This is a genomic window from Nonomuraea sp. NPDC049649 (assembly GCF_040675175.1).
In the GTDB taxonomy this organism is placed as follows: domain Bacteria; phylum Actinomycetota; class Actinomycetes; order Streptosporangiales; family Streptosporangiaceae; genus Nonomuraea.
On the sequence record NZ_JBFAOH010000012.1, the window covers coordinates 163,825 to 184,496 of the forward strand.

22 protein-coding genes are annotated in these 20,672 nt (G+C 72.1%); 14 read left to right on the forward strand and 8 right to left on the reverse strand.

Annotation, left to right across the window (positions count from 1 at the left end):
• The first annotated feature begins 24 nt into the window (after window positions 1-24).
• Together AB0J42_RS18445 and AB0J42_RS18450 are read left to right on the forward strand one after the other, a co-directional pair.
• Entirely contained in the window at window positions 25-1,386 is a 1,362-nt protein-coding gene (locus tag AB0J42_RS18445) for a PLP-dependent aminotransferase family protein (RefSeq protein ID WP_364295720.1), read from the forward strand.
• A gap of 36 nt (window positions 1,387-1,422) precedes the next feature.
• Window positions 1,423-2,367 carry a Gfo/Idh/MocA family oxidoreductase gene (locus AB0J42_RS18450; protein WP_364295724.1) on the forward strand — a complete coding sequence of 315 codons (945 nt, stop codon included), beginning with the start codon at window positions 1,423-1,425 and terminating at the stop codon, window positions 2,365-2,367.
• Here the strand turns inward: AB0J42_RS18450 and AB0J42_RS18455 are convergent.
• Both AB0J42_RS18455 and AB0J42_RS18460 read right to left on the reverse strand, forming a co-directional pair.
• On the reverse strand, window positions 2,351-3,514 hold the full coding sequence (locus tag AB0J42_RS18455; RefSeq protein WP_364295727.1) for an MFS transporter: 1,164 nt from the start codon (window positions 3,512-3,514) through the stop codon (window positions 2,351-2,353). The genes AB0J42_RS18450 and AB0J42_RS18455 overlap by 17 nt on opposite strands.
• A gap of 40 nt (window positions 3,515-3,554) precedes the next feature.
• The gene (locus AB0J42_RS18460; protein ID WP_364295730.1) at window positions 3,555-4,223 is read right to left on the reverse strand and encodes a DUF998 domain-containing protein; all 669 of its coding nucleotides are present in this window, start codon (window positions 4,221-4,223) and stop codon (window positions 3,555-3,557) included.
• A 101-nt stretch (window positions 4,224-4,324) separates the two neighbouring features.
• Here AB0J42_RS18460 and AB0J42_RS18465 point away from each other — a divergent pair, with 101 nt between their 5' ends.
• Window positions 4,325-4,972 carry a DUF1707 domain-containing protein gene (locus AB0J42_RS18465; protein ID WP_364295733.1) on the forward strand — a complete coding sequence of 216 codons (648 nt, stop codon included), beginning with the start codon at window positions 4,325-4,327 and terminating at the stop codon, window positions 4,970-4,972.
• 86 nt (window positions 4,973-5,058) lie between these two features.
• Here the strand turns inward: AB0J42_RS18465 and glpX are convergent, their stop codons facing one another.
• Window positions 5,059-6,093 carry a class II fructose-bisphosphatase gene (gene glpX, locus AB0J42_RS18470; RefSeq protein WP_364295736.1) on the reverse strand — a complete coding sequence of 345 codons (1,035 nt, stop codon included), beginning with the start codon at window positions 6,091-6,093 and terminating at the stop codon, window positions 5,059-5,061.
• A gap of 80 nt (window positions 6,094-6,173) precedes the next feature.
• Between glpX and AB0J42_RS18475 the strand changes: the two genes are divergently transcribed.
• The 3 genes from AB0J42_RS18475 to AB0J42_RS18485 all read left to right on the forward strand — a co-directional run bounded on the left by AB0J42_RS18475 (window position 6,174) and on the right by AB0J42_RS18485 (window position 7,703).
• Complete coding sequence (locus AB0J42_RS18475; protein ID WP_364295739.1) at window positions 6,174-6,785, forward strand: TetR/AcrR family transcriptional regulator; 612 nt, start codon at window positions 6,174-6,176, stop codon at window positions 6,783-6,785.
• 11 nt (window positions 6,786-6,796) lie between these two features.
• Entirely contained in the window at window positions 6,797-7,333 is a 537-nt protein-coding gene (locus AB0J42_RS18480; protein ID WP_364295742.1) for a DUF4245 domain-containing protein, read from the forward strand.
• Between the two features lie 139 nt (window positions 7,334-7,472).
• Window positions 7,473-7,703: an exodeoxyribonuclease VII small subunit gene (locus tag AB0J42_RS18485; protein ID WP_364295745.1), complete on the forward strand. Its 231-nt coding sequence runs from the start codon at window positions 7,473-7,475 to the stop codon at window positions 7,701-7,703.
• Window positions 7,704-7,712: 9 nt separating this feature from the next.
• Here AB0J42_RS18485 and AB0J42_RS18490 read toward each other — a convergent pair whose 3' ends face one another.
• On the reverse strand, window positions 7,713-8,120 hold the full coding sequence (locus tag AB0J42_RS18490; protein WP_364295748.1) for a nitroreductase family deazaflavin-dependent oxidoreductase: 408 nt from the start codon (window positions 8,118-8,120) through the stop codon (window positions 7,713-7,715).
• A 76-nt stretch (window positions 8,121-8,196) separates the two neighbouring features.
• Between AB0J42_RS18490 and AB0J42_RS18495 the strand changes: the two genes are divergently transcribed.
• Window positions 8,197-8,805, forward strand: coding sequence for a TetR/AcrR family transcriptional regulator (locus tag AB0J42_RS18495; protein ID WP_364295751.1), 609 nt, complete (start codon window positions 8,197-8,199; stop codon window positions 8,803-8,805).
• Here the strand turns inward: AB0J42_RS18495 and xseA are convergent.
• Together xseA and AB0J42_RS18505 are read right to left on the reverse strand one after the other, a co-directional pair.
• A complete protein-coding gene (xseA, locus tag AB0J42_RS18500; RefSeq protein ID WP_364295754.1) occupies window positions 8,783-9,985 on the reverse strand; it encodes an exodeoxyribonuclease VII large subunit in 1,203 nt (400 codons plus the stop codon). The genes AB0J42_RS18495 and xseA overlap by 23 nt on opposite strands.
• Window positions 9,982-10,806 (reverse strand): hypothetical protein, encoded by an 825-nt coding sequence (locus tag AB0J42_RS18505; RefSeq protein ID WP_364295757.1) that lies wholly within the window; start codon window positions 10,804-10,806, stop codon window positions 9,982-9,984. The genes xseA and AB0J42_RS18505 overlap by 4 nt, the downstream gene beginning before the upstream one ends.
• A 101-nt stretch (window positions 10,807-10,907) precedes the next feature.
• On the opposite strand from AB0J42_RS18505, the gene AB0J42_RS18510 reads away from it, so the two are divergent.
• Entirely contained in the window at window positions 10,908-11,873 is a 966-nt protein-coding gene (locus tag AB0J42_RS18510) for a 4-hydroxy-3-methylbut-2-enyl diphosphate reductase (RefSeq protein WP_364295760.1), read from the forward strand.
• Here AB0J42_RS18510 and AB0J42_RS18515 read toward each other — a convergent pair.
• The gene (locus AB0J42_RS18515; RefSeq protein ID WP_364295763.1) at window positions 11,870-12,385 is read right to left on the reverse strand and encodes a DUF6542 domain-containing protein; all 516 of its coding nucleotides are present in this window, start codon (window positions 12,383-12,385) and stop codon (window positions 11,870-11,872) included. The genes AB0J42_RS18510 and AB0J42_RS18515 overlap by 4 nt on opposite strands.
• Before the next feature lie 13 nt (window positions 12,386-12,398).
• Window positions 12,399-13,655, reverse strand: a complete 1,257-nt coding sequence (locus AB0J42_RS18520) for a DNA recombination protein RmuC (RefSeq protein ID WP_364295766.1) — start codon at window positions 13,653-13,655, stop codon at window positions 12,399-12,401.
• Window positions 13,656-13,738: 83 nt separating this feature from the next.
• Between AB0J42_RS18520 and ychF the strand changes: the two genes are divergently transcribed.
• From ychF to AB0J42_RS18550, 6 genes are all read left to right on the forward strand, one after another.
• Complete coding sequence (ychF, locus tag AB0J42_RS18525; protein ID WP_364295769.1) at window positions 13,739-14,815, forward strand: redox-regulated ATPase YchF; 1,077 nt, start codon at window positions 13,739-13,741, stop codon at window positions 14,813-14,815.
• Window positions 14,816-14,860: 45 nt separating this feature from the next.
• Entirely contained in the window at window positions 14,861-15,574 is a 714-nt protein-coding gene (locus AB0J42_RS18530) for a class I SAM-dependent methyltransferase (protein WP_364295772.1), read from the forward strand.
• Window positions 15,575-15,759: 185 nt separating this feature from the next.
• Window positions 15,760-16,035: a hypothetical protein gene (locus AB0J42_RS18535; RefSeq protein WP_364295775.1), complete on the forward strand. Its 276-nt coding sequence runs from the start codon at window positions 15,760-15,762 to the stop codon at window positions 16,033-16,035.
• Window positions 16,036-16,711: 676 nt separating this feature from the next.
• Entirely contained in the window at window positions 16,712-17,437 is a 726-nt protein-coding gene (locus tag AB0J42_RS18540; RefSeq protein ID WP_364295778.1) for a conjugal transfer protein, read from the forward strand.
• Between the two features lie 75 nt (window positions 17,438-17,512).
• Window positions 17,513-17,758: a hypothetical protein gene (locus tag AB0J42_RS18545; protein ID WP_364295807.1), complete on the forward strand. Its 246-nt coding sequence runs from the start codon at window positions 17,513-17,515 to the stop codon at window positions 17,756-17,758.
• Window positions 17,759-17,812: 54 nt separating this feature from the next.
• Entirely contained in the window at window positions 17,813-20,662 is a 2,850-nt protein-coding gene (locus tag AB0J42_RS18550) for a TcpE family conjugal transfer membrane protein (RefSeq protein ID WP_364295781.1), read from the forward strand.
• The last annotated feature ends 10 nt before the right edge of the window (window positions 20,663-20,672 follow it).

Consider the following 20,672-nt stretch of genomic DNA (forward strand, 5'->3'; position numbering starts at 1 on the left):
GGGGCCAATGTGGCCGACCTCCATGTGACGATAAATCGCGGAATCGGGGGAATCGCCGGGCAGATCGCCGCCGAGCTGCGCCACGCCGTCCGCACCGGCCGCCTCACCCCCGGCACCCGCCTCCCCGCCACCCGCGACCTCGCCGCCGACCTGCGTGTCTCACGCGGCGTCGTGGTGGAAGCGTACGAGCAACTCGTCGCGGAGGGCTTCCTCGTCTCCCGCGTCGGCTCCGGCACCCACGTCGCCCCGGCCGCCGCGCCCCGCGCCGAACCCCCGCCCGGCGACCGGGAGCACGCCCCCTACTACGGCCACCGCCCCACCTCGCCCGACCTCGGCCTCTTCCCCCGCGAACGCTGGCTGGCCGCCCTCCGCCACGTGCTCGCCACCGCCCCCGGCGACGCGCTCGACTACGGCGACCCCGGCGGCGTCCCCGAGCTGCGGGAGGAACTGGCCGGATACCTGAGCCGGGTGCGGGCCGCCGACGTGCGCCCGGACCACGTGGTGGTGACCGGCGGCGTGGCCCAGGGGCTCAGCCTGGTCCTGCGCGTCCTGGCGGAGCCGGGCAGGCTTCGCCTCGCGGTGGAGGACCCAGGCAGCGACCGCCAGCTCCCGCTGCTGCGCCGCGCGGGCGCCGACCCGGTGCCGGTCCCGGTCGACGAGGAGGGCCTGGACGTGGCCGCGCTCGCGGCGAGCCGGGCGGACGCGGTGCTGGTCACGCCCGCCCACCAGTTCCCCACGGGCGTGGTGCTCTCGCCCGCGCGCCGGGCCGCGCTCATGGCGTGGGCCCGCGACGGCGACCGGATCGTCCTGGAGGACGACTACGACGCCGAGTTCCGCTTCGACCGCGAGCCGGTCGGCTGCCTGCAAGGGCTCGCCCCCGACCGGGTGGTCCTGTCCGGCAGCGTCAGCAAGTCGCTCGCGCCCGGCCTGCGGCTGGGCTGGGTGGTCGCGCCCGCCCGCCTGGCCGCCGCGGTCCGCCGGGCGCGCGGCGAGCTCGACCTGGGCTCGCCGGTGATCGAGCAGTACGCGCTGGCGCACTTCCTGCGCACCGGCGGCTACGACAAGCACCTGCGCCGGATGCGCAGGGAGTACCGCGTTCGCCGGGACGCCCTGGTCGAGGCGCTGGCCCGGGACCTGCCGGAGGTCCGGGTACGGGGGATCGAGGCGGGCCTGCACGTCTACCTGGAGCTGCCGGAGGGCTGGGACGCGGAGCGGCTGGTCGCCGCCGCCCGGGAGCTGGGCCTGGTCGCCGCCCCGGTGAGCCGGACGCGCGGGGCGGGCGGCCCGCCGGCGGTGGTGGCCGGGTTCGCCCGGCTGCCCGCCCGTCGCGCCGCGGAGACCGTACGAGGGCTTAACGTCCTTATGTCTGGACATTTTAGGAAGTGAGAGTTAGAAAGAAGGCCGATCCCTACGGGAGGTGCCATGCGTGTGGGTCTGCTGGGGCTGGGACGGATCGGCGCGTTCCACGCCGCGACGCTGGCCGCGCACCCGCTGGTCGACGACCTGATCGTGGCCGACCCCGTACTGACCTCGCCGCACGGCAGGCCGGGCGACCCTTTCGAGGCCGACGCGGTGGTGATCGCCACCCCCACCAGCACCCACGCCGAGCTGCTGCTGGAGGCGTGCCGCCGGGGCATTCCGGTCTTCTGCGAGAAGCCGGTGGCGCCCGACGTCAAGGGCACGCTGGAGGTGCTGGAGGCGGCCCGGGGGAAGCGGGTGGTGATCGGGTTCCAGCGCCGGTTCGACCCCGGGTTCGCGGCGGCGGCGGACGCGCTGCGCCGCGGTGAGCTGGGCGACCTGCACCGGGCACACCTGATCACCGCGGACCCGGCGCCGCCGCCCGCCGGCTACATTCCGCTGTCCGGCGGGATCTTCCGCGACTGCCACATCCACGACTTCGACATGCTGCGCTGGGTGACCGGCCGCGAGGTCGTCTCGGTGTACGCGGCGGGGGCGAACCGGGGCGCCGCGTTCTTCGCCGAGGCGGGCGACGTTGACACCAGCGCCGCGCTGCTCACCCTCGACGACGGCACGCTCGCCACCGTCCAGGGCTCGCGCTACAACGGCGCCGGGTACGACGTGCGCATGGAACTGGCGGGCACCCGGGGCACCCTCGCCGTCGGGCTCGGCCCGCGTGCCCCGCTCACCCCGGCCGAGGGGCCCGGCCCCGAGGGGGAGCCGTGGCCCGACTTCGTCACCCGGTTCGCCGGCGCCTACCGCGCCGAGCTCGACGCGTTCCTGCGCGGCGCGGACGGCCTGTGCACGATCGAGGACGCGCTGGCGGCGCTGTACGTGGCGGAGGCGGCGGAGCTGTCCCGCCACGAACACCGGCCGGTCGAACTGGCCGAGGTCACGGCCGCGAGGTGACCCGCTCCGGCTCGAACGCCCTGGCCAGGAAGACGATCGCGGCGGCGAGCACCAGCGGCGCGGCGAACCCCGCCCGCATCCCGGCGACGTCCCCGAGCCCGCCCACCAGGGCCGCGCCCACGATGAAGCCGACGTAGTTGAACAGGTTGATCCGGGCGATCGCCACCCCGGCGCCCGACGGATCCAGCCGCCCCGCCGCCGAGAACGACTGCGGCGCCACCACCGACAGCCCCACCCCGGTCAGCCCGAACGCCACCACCGCCAGCGGCTGGCTCGGCGCGAACACGATCCCCAGGAAACCCAGGGTGGCGATCGCCCCGCCCAGCCGGACCACGACGGCCGGACCGTGCTTCCTGACCGCCAGGTCGCCCGCCAGCCGCACCAGCAGCGTGGTCGCCTGGTACGCGGCGTAGGCCAGCGGGATCACCCGGGCGTCGGCCAGCAGCTCGTCCTGCATGAAGACCGTGCTGAAGTTCGACACCGCCGCGTCGCCCACGTACAGGAAGCCCATCGCCAGGCAGAGCGGGATGAGCGGCCGCCACGGGACCTTGGCCCCGGCGGCCTGCCCGGCGGTGTCCCCCCACTCCTCCTCGGGCGCGTACAGGCGGGGACCGGCGAGCAGCGAGCCCGCGACGGCCAGCACCATCGGGATCGACATGACCGCCTCCAGCGGCAGCCCGTCGCCCGCCGCCGACGCCCACAGCGCCCCGGCCAGGCTGAACACGCTCCACAGGCAGTGGAATCCGTTCAGCACGGCCCGTCCGTACCGGCGCTCGACCGCGACGCCCTGGATGTTCATGCCCGCGTCCACCGCGCCCGCCGTCACCCCGAACAGCAGCAGAGCCGGCACCAGGAGCGCCACGCTGGGCGCCAGTGCGGCGAGCACGACGGCGGCGGCGAGCGTGGGCTGGGCGAGGCGTAACAGGAGGCGGCTGCCGAGGGGGGCGGCGAACGCGCCCGCCGCCATGCTGCCCACCCCCGCGAACACCGGGACGATGAGCAGCAGCGCGGTCAGCGCCCCGGTGCTCAGACCATGTTTGTTCTGCAGGTGCGCGACCTGGGTGAGGAGGGTGGCGAAGGACAGGCCCTGCACCGCGTACACGGCGAAGGTGGCGACGCGGGCCTGGCGATCACGCGGAGACGGCACGGCGGCCTCCTGAGCGGGGGGAGAAAAACGTGAGGAGGGGTCAGGTTAGCCTCTGGGATCCCCGCTCCACCAGGGCCTGACCCGAGTTCCCCGCCAGCCTCCTGCCCGCCGCCCAGAAACCCAGCGCCGCCACCGCCGCCACCTCCACGGCCGCCAGCCCGCGCTCCACCAGACCCAGCGGCATGACCTGCCACCACCGCAGCCCGTCCTGCGCCCCGAGCAGCACCAGCACCCCCATCCCCGCCAGGTACAGCACCGAGCACACCCCGAGCCCGAACGCCACCAGCGACGCCGGATTCCGCGCGCCCCGCCGCCACGGCCGGGCGATGACCAGCGCGGCCAGAGGCAGACTAAGGAAGGCCACCACGCTGCCCGCCCGGTGGATGCTGCCGCTCAGACTCGGCCCCACCGACCAGTCGTGCTTGGGAAAATAGGCCGCCACCAGCAGCCCCGCGCTCCACGCCAGCAGCGCCAGAGTGCCGACCGCCCCCGCCAGCCCCGCCCGCCGCAGCGCCAGCCCGATCGCCGCCGACCCCGCCGCCAGCAGCGCCACCCCCAGCCCGAACAGCCAGCCCAGCTCGGTCAGGCCGTGCTCGCTGATCGTCCGACGGAACGGGTCGATCTCCCCTAAAGCGGCCAGATCCAGCCCCAGGACCACCACGGCCCCCGCGCCCACACCGCCCAGTCCCCAGCGTGCCGGCTGACTCAAGAACGCCTCCCGCGTCGTACTCCATCGGATGCAACGGCCCCGGCGACCGCGGGGATTCCGGACAGGGGCGAACCGGGTGTCAGCCGGATATCGTGGAAACCGTGAAAGAACGCCCGGGATCCTGGCTCCCCCGTCTTCAGGAGGCCGGCGAGCGGCTAGCCGAGGAGTGGGCCTCGGCCCGCCGCCCCCGCAAAGACGATCAGCCGCAGCCCTCGGAGCTGCGCGCCTCCGACGCCGACCGCGAACGCATCGCCCAGGTGCTCCAGGACGCGCACGCCGACGGCCGGCTGACCCTCGACGAGCTCGAAGAGCGGCTCGCCGCCCTCTACTCGGCCCGCACTCTCGGCGAGCTGGCCGGGCTCACCACGGACCTGCTCCCCGCCGACCAGCAGCCGCTCAACCTCGACGGCACACCGGTCTCCGCGTTCCTCAGGCAGCAGCAGCGGGGCGGGCGCTGGGTGGTGCCGGCGGAGCTCGACGTGACCGCCATGTTCGGCACCACCAAGCTCGACTTCCGCGACGCGATCCTGCAGAACAGCCGCGTTGTCATCAACGCCACGCTGGTCTTCGGCGGGCTGGAGATCCACGTGCCCGAGGGGCTGGAGGTCGTCCGCGTCACCAAGGACAAGACCGTGCGGCTCACCAAGGGGCCGGAGGAGCCCGGCGCGCCCGTCGTCGAGGTGCGGACCACCAACTTCATCGGCGACGTCTCGGTCAAGCAGCCCCGCCGCCGCAAGCGCCGCCGCTGATCAGCCGCGCGCCCGGTGCGCGGGCTCCGCGGGCTCAGCCCGCGTGCCTGTATCGCGGGCTGAGCCCGCGTGCGGCTCTGCGGGCCTCAGCCCGCGGTGTCGAAGTTGATCGCGCTGTACGCGCGCAGCTTCCACAGCTGGTGCTCGCTCTCGACCTTGCGGATCGTGCCCGACCGCCCCCGCATGACCAGCGACTGGGTCATCGCCACGCCGCCGCGGTAGCGGACGCCTTCCATCAGCTCGCCCTGGGTGATGCCCGTCGCCGCGAAGAACACGTCGTCGGACTTGACCAGGTCGTTCGTGGTGAGCACCTGGTCGAGGTCGAGCCCGGCGTCCAGCGCCTTGCGCCGCTCGGCCTCGTCGCGCGGCCAGAGCCTGCCCTGGATGACGCCGCCCAGGCACTTGAGCGCGCACGCGGCCACGATGCCTTCCGGCGTGCCGCCGATGCCCATCATCAGGTCGATGGCGGTGCCGCTGCGCGCCGCCATGATGGCGCCCGCCACGTCGCCGTCCATGATGAACTTGATCCGCGCCCCGGTCTCCCGGATCTCCTTGACCAGCTGCTCGTGCCGGGGCCGGTCGAGCACCACCACGGTGACGTCGGAGGGGGAGCAGTGCTTGGCCTTGGCCACCGCCCTGATGTTGTCGCCCACCGGCCTCTCGATGTCGACCACGTCGGCCGCCTCGGGCCCGGTGACCAGCTTCTCCATGTAGAAAACGGCCGACGGGTCGTACATCGAGCCGCGCTCGCTCACCGCGATCACCGAGACCGCGTCCGGCATGCCCATCGCCGTCAACCGGGTGCCGTCGATCGGGTCGACGGCCACGTCGCATTCGGGACCGCTGCCGTCACCCACCTGCTCCCCGTTGTAGAGCATCGGCGCGTGGTCCTTCTCACCCTCACCGATGACCACCACACCGTTCATCGACACCGTGCTGATCAACTGGCGCATGGCGTTCACCGCGGCGCCGTCGGCGCCGTTCTTGTCACCTCTGCCCACCCAGCGGGCCGCCGCCATCGCCGCCGCCTCTGTAACGCGGACGAGCTCCAGAGCGAGGTTACGGTCGGGGGCGTGCTCGCCCGTTGCCAGTGGTTCGGGCACCGAGGTCTGTTCGGACATGATGTGAGGCCTCCTCGTCACGACTACCCCGATGGTAGTTGTCCCTGTATCCCCGGTCGGCGGAGGATAATGTGCCAGCCATGAGCAGCGATGTGGAACCCCCGGTGTCGGCCCGCACCTCCGAGCGCGGTGCGGCGACCCGCTCCGCGCTGCTGCGCGCCGCGAGAGACGTCTTCGTCACGAAAGGCTTCGCCGAGGCGGGCGTCACCGACGTGGTGGCCAAGGCCGATGCGAGCGTCGGCAGCCTCTACCACCACTTCGCCGGCAAGGCCGACCTCTACCTCACGCTGTTCGAGGAGTTCCAGGCCCGGCAGGCGCAGCGCACCAAGCAGGCCGCCCGCGACGCCCGCGAGGCGGGCGAGACCGACCCGATGCGGGTGTTCGTCAGCGCCGCCCGCGCCTACCTCGACGGCTGCCTGGCCGAGCGCGAGCTGGCCGCCCTGTTCCTGCGCGGCGACGGGCCGCCCGGCTTCGACGTCGTCATGCGCGACCGCCTCCGCACCTGGGCGCGCCGGAACGCCGCCCTCTTCGACGAGGACCAGAACGCGCTGGTGGTCGTCCTGACCGGCGCGCTCGCTGGCGCCGTCAGCGAGATCGTCCAGTCCGGCGACCGGAAGCTCGCCGAGGACGTCCTGGAGATCGTCGGCCGGCTCCGCCCGGCCGGGTCCGCGACCGGTGCCACCAGCGGGTAATCTCGCCAGGTGTGCGACGGTTCACCGAAGGTCTCCACGGCTACGTCGTAGCCGTCCTCGTCTGCTTGGCGGGCGTCGGCCTGTTCCTGCTGGTCACGCCGCGGGGCCAGGCTGAGTACATCCCGAAGCGCGATTACTCGATCACCGTGGCCAACTTCGCCCGTACGGTCCCGTACACCGTCTGGGAGCCCGAGCAGGACCCGGAGGGGTGGATCCCCAACAGCAACCGGATCGCCGACGGCGAGAACGGCGCGAAGGTCCTCCACCTCGGCTACGCCACGGCCGAGCGCGAGCACGCGATGTTCATCCAGAGCGACGAGAAGCCCGCGGCCGAGTTCGCCAACCGCATGGCCAACTCCGACAAGTCCGTCGGCACCCAGCAGGTCGGCGGAGAGACGTGGGAGCGGCGCTTCCGCGAGGACAAGAAGCAGCGCACCCTGATCCGCGTGCTGCCCGATGTCACGCTGGTCGTGACCGGCACCGCCGACTGGCCGGAGCTCGGTCAGCTCGCGGCCACTCTGCGTGAGCGTCCCAAGTCTGTCACCTGATCGGATACGACGCTGCTAGCATCGGCGCCGCGTGGAAGGACCCGCCTCGACGGGCGCCGGTTCTGCTGTCAACCACGTGCGAAGGCCCCCGCCCCCGCGGCGGGGGCCTTCCGCTTGTGCGCCGCACTAGGGTGGGCTTGTGGCTGAGGAGAAGACGCCCTCGTACGAGCAGGCACGCGAGGAGCTGACCGAGGTGGTGCGCCGCCTGGAGGCGGGCGGGCTCACCCTGGAGCAGTCGATCGAGCTCTGGGAGCGCGGTGAGAAGCTGGCCGCGATCTGCGAGGAGTGGCTGCAGGGCGCCCGGGTGAAGCTGGCCGCCGCCATGGCGCGCAGGGCCGAGCCGGGCGGTCAGGACGACGCGCCCTTCTGAGGCGGCGGCTCAGCCGACCCGCTCCAGCGCGACGACGGGGATGACCCGGCTGGTCTTCGCCTCGTACTCGGCGAACCCCGGGGCCTTCTCCACCATGCGGGCGTAGAGCCGGTCGCGCTCCGGCGGGTCCACGACCGAGGCCCTGGCCTGGAAGGTGTCGGTGCCGGCCTCGACCGTCACCCCGGGGTTGGCGCGCAGGTTGTGGAACCACGCCGGGTGGTGGTCGGCGCCCGCCTTGGAGGCGATCACTACGAGCCGGTCGCCGTCCTCCAGATACATCACGGGGGTGGTCACCCGCCTGCCCGACTTGGCGCCGGTGGTGGTGAGCAGGAGCAGGTCGGCGCCCTCGAAGGGGCCGCCGACCTTTCCGGCGTTGGCGCGGAACTCCTCGATGACCTTCTGGTTGAAGTCGTTCATGGTCTCTCCTTGGTTTCTCCGATCACGGAGCCTAACCGGAGAAATTTCCGTTTGCGCGCCCCGTATGCTCAGAGCCGTGTGCGGACGTCAGCTTCCCGTGCTGGGGCAGCCCCAACCGGAGCGCGCCGACGCGGCGCGGAACCGGCGGAAGATCATCGAAGTGGCCGCCCGCATGATCCAAGCCCGCGGCGCCGACCAGCTCTCCCTGGACGAGGTCGCCAAGGAGGCGTGTGTGGGCGTGGGCACGGTCTACCGGCGCTTCGGCGACCGGGCAGGCCTGGCGTGGGCGCTCATCGACGAGCGGGAGCGCCGCTTCCAGGAGGCGTTCATCAGCGGCCCGCCGCCGCTGGGGCCGGGAGCTCCGCCGGCCGAGCGGGTCGCGGCCTTCCTGACGGGGCTCGTCGACCGCGTGGTGTCGCAGCTCGACCTGTTCCTGCTGGCGGAGGTGGGCACCCCCAAATCCAGATACAGCGGCCCCTACCGGGTGTACCACACCCATCTGGCCACGCTCCTGGCCCAGGCCAGGCCCGACGCCGACCCGCGCTTCCTGGCCGACGCGCTGCTCTCACCCGTCAACGCGCACCTGATCTCGTTCCAGCGCGCGGAACGCGGGCTCACCGTCGAGGAGATCAAGGCGGGGGTCGGCGACATCGCCGCCGCCGTCACGGCTCGGCGCGCACCGTGACACGGCCGTCGGCCAGCCGCACCGTGAGCTCGTCGCCCGGGGCGACCTCCGCCGCGCCGCGGACCACCTCGCCCGCCGGGCGCTGCACGATCGCGTAACCGCGCTCCAGCGTGGCGGCGGGCGACAGCGCCACCAGGCGGGCCCGCACATGCGTCAAGTCGTCACCGGCCCGGTCCAGCGAACCGGAGAGCGCGCGCCTGGCCCGCTCGCGCAGCCCGTCGACCTGCTCGGCGTGCCGCTCCAGCTCGCGCACCGGATCGGCGAGCGAAGGCCGCGAACGCACCGCCGTCAGCCAGGACATCTCCCGGTCCAGCCAGCCGCTCACCACCCTGCGGCCCCGGTCGCGCAGCTGGCGGATCAGCGTCAGCTGCTCGCCCACGTCGGGCACGACCTTCTTGGCGGCGTCCGTCGGCGTGGAGGCGCGCACGTCGGCCACCAGGTCGAGCAGCGGGCTGTCCTGTTCGTGGCCGATCGCGCTGATCACCGGGGTCCGGCAGGCCGCCACCGCGCGCACCAGCGTCTCATCGGAGAACGGCAGCAGGTCCTCCAGCGACCCGCCGCCCCGGGCGATCACGATCACCTCGACGTCGGGGTCGGCCTCCAGGCGCTCCAGCGCCCCGGTCACCTCGGCCACCGCGTACGGGCCCTGGACGGCGACCTCCTCGACCCTGAACCGTACGGCGGGCCAGCGGCGCCGCGCGTTCTCCAGCACGTCGCGCTCGGCCGCCGAGTCGCGGCCGCAGATCAGCCCGATCGTGCCCGGCAGGAAGGGCAGCCGCCGCTTGCGCTCGGCGCCGAACAGCCCCTCGGCCGCCAGCAGCCGGCGCAGCCGCTCCAGACGCGCCAGCAGCTCGCCCACCCCGACCGGGCGGATCTCCAGCGCGGTGAAAGCGAACGAGCCGCGGTTGACCCAGAAGTCCGGCTTGACGTGCACCACGACTCTGGCGCCGTCAGCCGGTCGGGGCTCCGCGGCCTCGTACACCCCGCGCGGCGCCGTGACCCGGGCCGACACGTTCGCCACCGGGTCGCGCAGCGTCAGGAACACCGTGCCGCCGCGGGCGCTCAGATCGGTGATCTGGCCCTCGGCCCAGACCGTGCCCAGCTTGCCGATCCAGCCGCCCACCATCTGCAGGACCGTGCGGATCGGCAGCGGTGATTCGGGCGTGGTCTTGGACGTCATGCGCCGGAGCGCAGCTTCGCCAGGCGGTTCTCGTACATGCGGATCACCTCGGGACGGGCCGAGGTCGCCTGCTCGTACGCGAGGTACTCGGCGATCTGCTCTTCGGTCTTGCCGCGCATGCGGGCACGCAGCGACGCCACCGACAGGGACGCGAAGCCGGGGATGGGTTCGACCAGCTCGCCCGCGCCCAGGGAAGGCTCGCTCCCGGCGGCGGCGGGTACGGTCTCGGCCGCCTCGGCCAGCTTCTCCTTCTCCTTAGCCTTGGCGGGCTCGGCCTTGGCCTTGGCGGCCTTCTTGGGCTTCGGCTGCTCCTCGGCCTTCTCGGGCTCCATCGTCACGGGCTGCGCGACGGCGGGCTGGGCGACCGCGTCCTCAGGAGCGGCCTTGCTCTCGGCCTCGGGCTTGGTCTCGGCCTCGGGCTTGGGCTTCGTCTCGGGTTCGGGCTTGGCGGCGGTCTCGGGGGCGGTGTCGGTCTTGGCGGGGGCGAAGATGACGGGGTCCGGCTTGGCCTTGGCGGTGCCGTTGGGCTCGGCGGCGCCGGGCTTGGGAGCGAAGATGACCGGCTCCTTGCGGGCCGGCTTCTCCTCCTCGGCGGCCGGTGTCGTGGCGTCCGACGGCCGGGATTCGGCGTCTTCCTTCTCCTTGCCGTCCTTGCCGCCCCTGATCGAGTTCTTCACCCGGTCAACGAGCGTGAGCGCCTGACCGGCCGCGCTGAGCGTGCCGCGCACGACGAGGAGCGGCAGGTCACGCGCCTTGTCCTTGAGTCCGTCCTTGCCGGTGACGGACTTGGCGATGTTGCGTATCACGTCGCTGAGGGACATGTACGTCTCCCTGGGAGGTCAGTGTGGGATGGCCAGTCTGGCAAAGCGTGTGCGTATACGCACGCGCAGGCCCGTCGGCCGCTCCACGTAGCATATGGACTATGGAGCTCCAGACCTCTTCTTCCCGCCGCGTTCTCGTGGCCAAGCCCCGCGGCTACTGCGCCGGAGTCGATCGAGCCGTCGTGGCGGTCGAGAAGGCGCTGGAGCAGTACGGCGCACCGATCTACGTACGCAAGCAGATCGTGCACAACACGCACGTGGTCAAGACGCTCGAGGCCAAGGGCGCCATCTTCGTCGAGGAGACCGAGGAGGTGCCCGAGGGGGAGATCGTGGTGTTCTCCGCCCACGGCGTCTCTCCCGCGGTGCACGCCGAGGCCGCAGAGCGGCAGCTTCGCACCATTGACGCTACATGCCCGCTCGTGACGAAGGTTCACAACGAAGCGAAGAGATTCGCCGGCCAGGACTACGACATCCTGCTCATCGGGCACGAAGGACACGAGGAGGTCGAGGGCACCAGCGGCGAGGCCCCCGACCACATCCGGCTCGTCGACGGCCTCGACTCCGTCGAGAAGGTCGAGGTCCGTGACCCGGGCAAGCTGGTGTGGCTGTCGCAGACCACGCTGTCGGTCGACGAGACCAACGAGACCGTCGCCCGGCTCAAGCAGCGCTTCCCCAACCTGATCGACCCGCCCAGCGACGACATCTGCTACGCGACGCAGAACCGGCAGGTCGCGGTCAAGGAGATCGCCGCGGAGGCCGACCTGGTGATCGTGGTCGGCTCCGACAACTCCTCCAACTCCAAGCGCCTGGTCGAGGTCGCCCTGGACCACGGCGCCAAGGCCGCCTACCTCGTCGACGACGCCTCGCACATCCGCGACGAGTGGTTCGAGGGCGTCACCACGGTCGGCCTCACCAGCGGCGCGTCGGTGCCGGACGAGCTGGTCCAGGGCGTGCTGGCGCGGCTGGCCGAGCGCGGCTTCGGCGACGTGACCGAGGTCGAGTCCGTGGAGGAGAAGGTGCGCTTCGCGCTCCCGCACGAGCTCCGCAAGGACCTGCGGGCCGGCTAGTCCTCGCCTCTGGGCGTGCCGTAGACGCGGGGCTCGAAGTAGCCCTCGGGCTCCGGCACGTACGGCTGCGGCTGACGCGGGCGCGGGACCTCCGCGCCCGCCCGCAGCTCCTCGCGCAGGTCTCGTACGTTGTCGCGCAGGCCGCGGGCCAGGGCCACGCCGAGCACGATCGCCGAGCCCGCGAACAGCCAGGGCGCGCCGCGCGACAGCGACCCGTACAGGCCGAGCGCCAGCGACTGCAGGATGCCGACCGTGACGAGCGCCCGGCCCAGCTCGACGAAGAGGGTCGCCACGAAGAACACCAGCGGCGGCGTCACCACCAGCGACAGCAGCTCGCGCGGGTTGACCATCACCACGCCGAGCAGGCAGGCGGCCACGAACGCCAGCCCGACGAGCACCTGCATGTCGAGCAGGGCGGCCAGCACGTAACCGGCGAGCGTCGAGACGAGCGTGAGAGCGATGGCGCCGCGCGCGGTCAGCCTGACGGCGGAACGCTTGCCTGTGCCGGTCACCGGCCCACCCCCCTTATTGCGACCCGCTGGTCAACTTACCGTTCGCGTGTGTGATGAGAGACGGGGTTTCGAGGAGTTCGGGGGAGGCCAGAGGGCGCGGCAGGTCCTCGACGCTCCCGGGGGAGTCGAGCTCGCCGTCGACGACGCCCAGGTCGTGCAGCTTGCGCGCGGTGACCAGGACGCGGCTCTCCAGCGATCCGACGGTCTTGTTGTACGCCTCCACGGTACGGGCCAGAGTCCTGCCGAGGGCCTCCACGTTCCGTCCCATCGAGGACAGTCTTTCGTACAGCTCCTTGCCCAGCTCGAACACCGCCCGCGCGTTCTCGCTCAGCGCGGCCTGCTGCCAGGCGTACTGAGCGGTGCGCAGCATCGTGATCAGCGTGGTCGGGGTGGCGATGTGGACCCGGCGGGCCATCGCGTGCTCCAGCAGGCCGGGGTCGCGCTCCAGCGCGGGCGCCAAAAACGCCTCGCCGGGGATGAACAGCACCACGAACTCCGGCGCCGGGGAGAACGACTGCCAGTAGGACTTGGCGGCCAGCCGGTCGACGTGCTCGCGCAGGTGCCGGGCGTGCGCGTCGAGCCGGACCGTGGACAGCGACTCGTCGCCCGCCTCCGCGGCCTCCAGGTAGGCGGCCAGCGACACCTTGGCGTCGACCACGATGTTCTTGCCCCCGGCCAGCCGCACCACCATGTCGGGACGTACCGAGGACTCCGACACCTGCTCGTCGAAGTCGCAGTGGCGCTGCATGCCCGCGATCTCGGCGACCCGGCGCAGCTGCATCTCGCCCCAGCGGCCGCGCGCCTCCGGGCGCTGCAGCGCCCGCACCAGCGCGGTGGTCTGGGCGCGCAGTTGCTCGTGGCTGTGGCGGACGAACTCCATCTCCTTGGCCAGCTCGGCCCGGGCGGCGCGCTGGCCCGACTCGGTGTCGCGCAGCTGCGTCTCGACCCGCGCCAGCGCCTCCCGCAACGGCTCGACCAGGTGCTCGACGGCCTGCCTGCGCTGGTCCAGGTCACCGGCGGCCTCCGCCCTGGTGGCGGCCAGGCGGCTCTCGGCCAGCTCCAGGAAGCGCACGTTGTTCACGTCCAGCGCCCGGGTGGACAGGGCCTGGAACCGCTCGGCCAGCTGCTCCTCGACGTAGACGAGCTTGTCGGCGGCGGACTTGGCGCGCGCGTCGGCCTCGGCCACCCGCACCGCCGCCCGCGTCCTGGCCACGAGGAACCCGATGAGCGCGCCGGCGAGCAGCCCCAGCAGAAGCGAGACGACATCCATCTGATCGATGATGCAGGCCATCCCGCCGTGATGGGGACCCGACACGCCTGGGCTCCTCCGCGGAGCCAGTAAACTCGCTGGGCGTGAGCCTCTCCATCGGCATCGTCGGTCTGCCCAACGTCGGCAAGTCGACGCTGTTCAATGCCCTGACCAAGACCGGCAACGCGCTTGCCGCCAACTACCCGTTCGCCACCATCGAGCCCAACGTGGGCATCGTGGGCGTGCCCGACGAGCGCCTGCCCAAGCTGGCCGAGATCTTCGGGTCCGCCCGGATCCTGCCCGCCAAGGTGGAGTTCGTCGACATCGCGGGCCTGGTCAAGGGCGCCTCCGAGGGGCAGGGCCGGGGCAACCAGTTCCTCGCCAACATCCGCGACACCGACGCCATCTGCCAGGTGATCCGGGTCTTCAACGACCCCGACGTCACCCACGTCGACGGCGAGATCTCCCCCAAGCGCGACATCGAGACGATCAACACCGAGCTGATCATGGCCGACCTCCAGACGGTCGAGAGGGCCATCCCGCGCCTGGAGAAGGAGTCGCGCCACAACAAGGACAAGAAGCCCGCCCTGGAGGCCGCCCAGGCCGCGCTCGCCGTCCTGGAGACCGGCCGGACCATCTTCGAGAGCGGGCTCGACAGCGCCGAGCTGCGCGAGCTCCACCTGCTGACGGCCAAGCCGTTCCTGTACGTGTTCAACGTCGACTCCGACGAGCTGGTCGACGACGACCTGAAGGCGCAGCTGTCGGCCCTGGTCGCGCCCGCCGAGGCGGTGTTCCTCGACGCCAAGCTGGAGTCCGAGCTGGTCGAGCTCGACGAGGACGAGGCGATGGAGCTGCTGGAGTCCGTCGGCCAGCACGAGTCGGGGCTGAGCAAGCTCGCCCGGGTCGGCTTCGAGACCCTCGGCCTGCAGACCTACCTGACCGCCGGGCCGAAGGAGGCCCGCGCGTGGACCATCCCCAAGGGCGCCACCGCGCCGGAGGCGGCCGGGGTCATCCACACCGATTTCCAGCGCGGCTTCATCAAGGCCGAGGTGGTCTCGTTCGACGACCTCGTGGAGACCGGCTCGATCGCGGCGGCCCGCGCGGCCGGCAAGGCCCGCATCGAGGGCAAGGACTACGTCATGCAGGACGGCGACGTGGTGGAGTTCCGCTTCAACGTGTAGCGGGCTTCAGGAAAACCCGTTGTACGGGTCGATAGCGTCGGTTCCATGCCTGATGCGCACTATGCCGTGCCCCGGCTGGCCCGGATCTACGACGCGCTCGACCCCGACCGGAGTGATCTCGACGTGTACGCGGCGATGGTCGCGGAGTTCGGCGCGCGGCGGGTGCTCGACGTGGGCTGCGGCACCGGCGTGCTCGCCTGCCTGCTCGCCGGGCGCGGCGCCGAGGTGGTCGGCGCGGACCCCGCTGAGGCGTCCCTGGAGGTCGCCCGCGCCAAGCCGGAGGCGGAGCGGGTGCGGTGGATCCTCGGCGACGCCGCCGGGCTGCCGCCGCTCGATGCCGACCTGGCGACCATGACGGGGAACGTGGCGCAGGTCTTCCTCACCGACGACGAGTGGCTGGCCGCCTTGCGCGGGGTGCGCGCGGCGCTGCGGCCCGGCGGCGTGCTCGTCTTCGAGACCCGCGACCCCGCCCGCCGTGCCTGGGAGGGGTGGGACGGGGCCTGCGAGGTCGCCGACATTCCGGGGGAGGGCCGGGTCGAGACGCGGACCGACGTGCTGGACGTCTCGGGGCCGCTGGTGACCTTCCGTCGCACGTACGCCTTCGCGGACGGCGCGGTGCTCACCTCCGAGTCGACGCTGCGCTTCCGTGAGCGTGACGAGGTCGAGCGGACGCTGCGCGAGACCGGCTACCGGGTCGAGGACGTCCGGGACGCCCCGGACCGGCCGGGGCTGGAGTTCGTCTTCGTGGCACGGGCCTAGACGAGCACGTCGTCGCCCGCCTCCACTGCGGCATCCGGCTCGGCGAGTGAAGATCTCGTTCCCCGTCGGGGCTGCTGATTAGCCGGATTCTGTATATCTGATTCCGGGACTACTTCTGTGTCAACCAATTGGGCGGCTCGCGCGTCGAACCGTCAAGGCGGTCACGCTTGACTCGGGAGGCCCCCATGCTCCGTCGCATCATCAGGAACCGGCGCCAGACGCCCTCGCTCACCGGCATCAGCCTGGAGGAGGAGCTCGCGCTCTTGCGGGTCGAGCAGATGTACGGGCTGCGCGTCGACCGCGACGACTACCTCCGGATGAAGGCGGACGAGCGCGAGCAGGTGATCAGGCGGCTGCGCGGCCGGGACGCCGCCACGAGCCTGCTGGCCGGGCTGCGCGACACCCTGGAGCGGGCCGTCCAGCCCGCCGGTCTCCGCGACCGCCCCCGCCGGCCCGCCTGACCGCGGCCGGTCCGATCCCAGGCTCGGCCGGAGCCGGAACGGCCGGGCCAGACCCGTGAGGTATCGAACACGGGGTGAAGAAGTCGCAGGTCACAGCTATCGCGCCGCCGTGAGGACAGGAATTCGTGGCGGTCGGGTTATGCGTTTTTAGGTCTCTGGCCTGGTCAAATGCCCTTTCGACAGGGAACACACACAAACCGGCGCGCCGGGTGCGTCCTATGCGCACTCGGTTTGCCCCTGGACGGCGATGCTTGCAGCATGGGCGTGGCTTTCCTGGAACAATGGCGGAGACCGGATAAGGTGACTGCTTCACCGCGGATGATGGGGATCGGCAACGGACGACACCGCGCCAGCCGGGGCGATTGGCGCGAGCGGAGGCGTGATGGCTCGTAGGTCAACCGTCCAGCACGGTCCTCGGACCGCTGGCGGGCCCGAGCTTTCCGAACACCCCGACATCGGTTACGACCCCCCGCAGTCCCGGCGGCCGCGGCGCGGCGGGTGGTCGGGTGGCGGCGGGCGGTGGCTCGTCTGGACGGGCCGGATCGTCCTCTGGGCGCTTATCGTAGTAATCGTGGTAAATGGGATCCGTGCCCCATTCGAGCGGTTTACCGGGCAAAACGCCGCCGCTCCGAATGCGACCGCGCAACCGGGCAGCGACTTCCCTCGCGACCAGGCCATGGCGTTCGCCGCCCAGTTCGCGGGCGTCTACCTGAATTTCAATCCCGACGACGCCGTGAGCAGGTCAGGCAAGCTGGCCGCATTCATCGCCGACGGCATGGACCAGCAACTGGGCTGGGACGGCAACGGCCGGCTGGGCGCCGTCGCCATCCAGGCGTACGACATCGAGGTCGCCGACGCCAACAACGCCGTCGTCACCGTGGCGTTCCAGTCCGGCCCGCGCAGGATGCACCTGTCGGTGCCGATCTACTACTCCGGTGGCGAGAACGGCCGCCGGTTCGTCGTCTCGGGCTGGCCCGCGATCCTGCCCGCCCCCGCCCCCGCCCAGCTGCCGCAGGCCGCCGGCCCGGAGACCGACGACGCGGCCACCGCCGAGCTCAAGCCGCAACTGGAGGGCTTCTTCCGCAACTACGCCTCCGGCAACACCGCCGAACTCCAGCGTTACGTCACCGCCGGCACGAGCCTGCCGAGCTTCGCCGGCGCCTTCACCTTCGCCGAGCTCAAGAGCGTCGTGGTGCCTGTGGGGGGTGCCACCAGAGAGATCGAGGCGGTCGTGGTCTGGGTCGTGCCCGGCAGCGCGCCCGCGACCACCGACCCCGACAACACCGCAGGCCCCGGCGTGACGGACGGCCGCCTCCAGCAGGCATACCGCCTCACCGTCGAGAAGCAGGGCGACAAATGGTACGTCGACGACATCCGTGGCGCCGGTCGTGTCGTCGGATAGCCGGGTCCCGCTGATCGGCACCCCCCGGGAGGACAAGAAGTGATCTTCAAGACCGTACTGCTCAACCTCATCGAGATGACGCCCACCCCCCCACCCACCGGCGTCAACACCGAAGGGCTCGCCGAGTTCCTGCGCGCCTTCTTCGCCCCGCTCTTCCTCGTCGTCGTGTCCGTCGTCGCACTGTTCTTCCTCTTCACCCGGGAGATCACGCGCTTCGTCCAGTTCCTCATCCTGGCCGTGGCCATCGGCGTGATCTTCTACGTACCCAACATCATCGAGGTGACGGCCAAGGCGATCGCGGGTGCCCTCGGCATCCAGTAAGGGTTGAGACCACTCTCCGGTGGTCATGAACGAGCGGGTGGAGAGGAGGACCGCGTGGACCTGCCCACGTACACGAACATCTGGCGCATCGAGAAGCGGCTCTACAAGCTGTACGACCTACGGCTGCCCATGCCGCTCCCGATCGTCTGGATCGGCGTGTTCGTCGGCGTCTTCGTCCCCTGGTCGCTCCTGCTCTGGCTCGTCGGCGTGCCCGTGGCGATGCCCTGGCACGTGCTCTACCTGGTGCCGCCCGGCATCGTGACCTGGCTCGCCACCCGCCCCGTCATCGAGGGCAAACGGCTCACCGAACTGCTGGAGTCCCAGCTGCGCTACCTCGGCGAGCCCAAGGCGTGGTACCGCCTGGCGCCCCTGTCGGAGCCCGACACCATCACGTTCTCGGCCCGCGTCTGGCGCGCCTACCCCGTACGCGTCAAGGCTTCCCGCAAGTCCCGCCAGCCCGCCCGCAAGCGCACCCCGGCCACGGCCCCGCGCCAAGTCAGGCCCGCCGTGGCCGCCGCCGCAGCAGCCGCCGCCCACGCCCCGCTCACGGTCACGGTCGCCGAGTCGGCCGGCCGGGTCCAGGTCGCCGCGGAACCGTCCCGCACGGGCTGGGGCACCCGCGTCCACCCGAGCACTGCGCCCGCGCTGCCGTCCGGCGAGTCCGCGCTCCCGTCCGCTGATTCCGGCCTTGGGGCGCGTGAGTCCGTACTCCCGTCCGGAGAGTCAGGGCTTCCGTCCCGGGAACCGGCGGACCACGAGCAGGTCTCTTCGGGAGAGCCCGCCGACGTCCCTTCTGCTTCTTCGGTACGGGAACTGCGCCTGGTCCGCGACCCCGTACGAGAGGAACGTCCCTCGGAGCCGGAGTCTCAGGACGAGGCCGCCCCTCGCCGGCCCCGCCAGAGCGCCGGGGCCAGGCCGATCGACACCGAAGCACTGCGGCGCCTCCGCAAACTGGCGGCCAGCGCCGACGGCACCTCCGCCGACACCGCGCGCCCCGAGCGCTCCGGCGAAGACGAGGCCGCCAGGAGACAGCACCGCAAGGGCCAGCCGCCCCGGCTCAACCCCGCCCTCCTCGCCGACGCCCAGCGGAGTTGGGCGCCGCTGACACCCGACTCGCGGCCCATCACGCTGTCCCGCCCGCTGCACGACCACGGGCCCGAGCCGACGTTCCCCACCAGACGGGACGACACTTCGGAGCTCGCGCCGGAAGACTCTCCCCGGGATGCGGCACCGTCCGGAGAATCCGACGGTGCCGAGGAACGCCCGGACAGATCCGAGCCTGAGACGGACCGCGGGGGAACGCGCCGTCGCGGGCTTCGAGTAGTGACCACCGAGCAGGAGGCACACCCTCAGCAAGCCGAACAGCCTGCGGAAGAGCCCGCACCCGCCGACCACCAGCAGACCGGGGATACGACCCCCGAGGGTCAGATTGCGCCGTCCGAGGACGAGCAGCCTGACGGTGAGGCGTCCCGTGGCGGAAGCGCGGAGGATGCGCGGTCCGCTACTTCGCGGGGGGCGGGGCGTAAGCGGGCTGCGAGGGGCGCGGGCACCGAGGGGAAGGTTGCGCCGTCCGAGAGCGGGCGGGCTGCGAGTGAAGAGCCTGAGCGGGTCGCCGGCGCTGAGGTGTCCCGTGGCGAGAGCGGGGAGGACGCGGGGGATGCGCGGTCCGCTGCCTCGCCGGGTGCGACGCGTGGGCGGGATGCGGGCGCCGAGAGGCGGGGTAGGCGGGCTGAGGCGGCGCGGGATGGTGCCGAGCGCAGGCAGACTGCGTGGGCCAATGCCGGGCGGGACGTCGGCGGCGAGCGCGGTGAGGTGCCGTCGGACGGGGTGAGCCCGGAGACTGCGCAAGGTGAGCGGGCTGGGGAGCCGGTTGGGCGTCAGGTGGGTCGGGCGGATGGGCTGATCGACGGTGGGGTGGTGGTGCCGGGGCCGCGGGCGGGGGAGGCGCGGGTGCGGCGGGTCGAGTCCGTGGTGGGGCGCGACTCCGGGGGGTGGCGGCGGGTCGCGCGGGTCGTGGTCGGCGGAAGCGGGATGCGCGGCGACGGGTCCGAGATCGACGAGGCCCGGGCGCGGAGTGTGTTCAGCGGGAGTCGCCGGATCGTGGTGCTGGGGTGTACGGGGGGTGCGGGGCAGAGTACGACGGCGTTGATGCTGGGGCACACGCTTGCCGGATATCGCGATGACCGGGTGGTGGCGGTGGATGCCAGCACCGGGGCGAGCACGTTGAGCAGCAGGATCGAGCCTGAGACGCCGGAGACGCTGGGGTCGCTGCTGGCGGGGGTGTCGCAGGTCAGCGGCTATTTGAGGATGCGGGGTTATACGACTCGCACGGCGTCGGGGCTGGAGGTGGTGGCGGCCGACGGTGACGCGGAGGCCGAGCAGCGGCTGGCTGACCGGGGTCTCTTCTCCGACGAGCGGCTGGGTGACGCGCTGGCGCTGCTGGACCGGCATTACAAGCTGACGGTGATCGATCCGGCCGCGGCGCTGGCGGCCCGCGTGCTTCCGTACGCGGATCAGCTGGTGCTCGTGGTGCCCGCCAGCGAGGAGGCGTCCGAGGCGGTCGGGATGACGTACGAGTGGCTCGACGGCCACGGCTGCGCCGACTTGAGGAGGCGCGCGGTCATGGTGGTCAACGGGGTGAGCAGGCGTTCGATGCCGGACGTCGAGCAGGCGGAGGCGGTGGCCAGCGGCAGGTGCCGGGCCATCGTCAGGGTGCCCTGGGAGGACGATCTGGCCCCGGGCGGGGCGGAGATCGTGGATCCCGGGCGGTTGCGCACGGCCGGCAGGCGGGCGTACCTGGCGCTCGCGGGGGTCGTGGTCGCAGGCTTCGCGGCACAGAAGGTCCGACCGAGCGAAGAGGAGTTGGCGAGTGACCCCCCGGGCACGAGAATCGGTGAGCGTTAAGTGAACATCC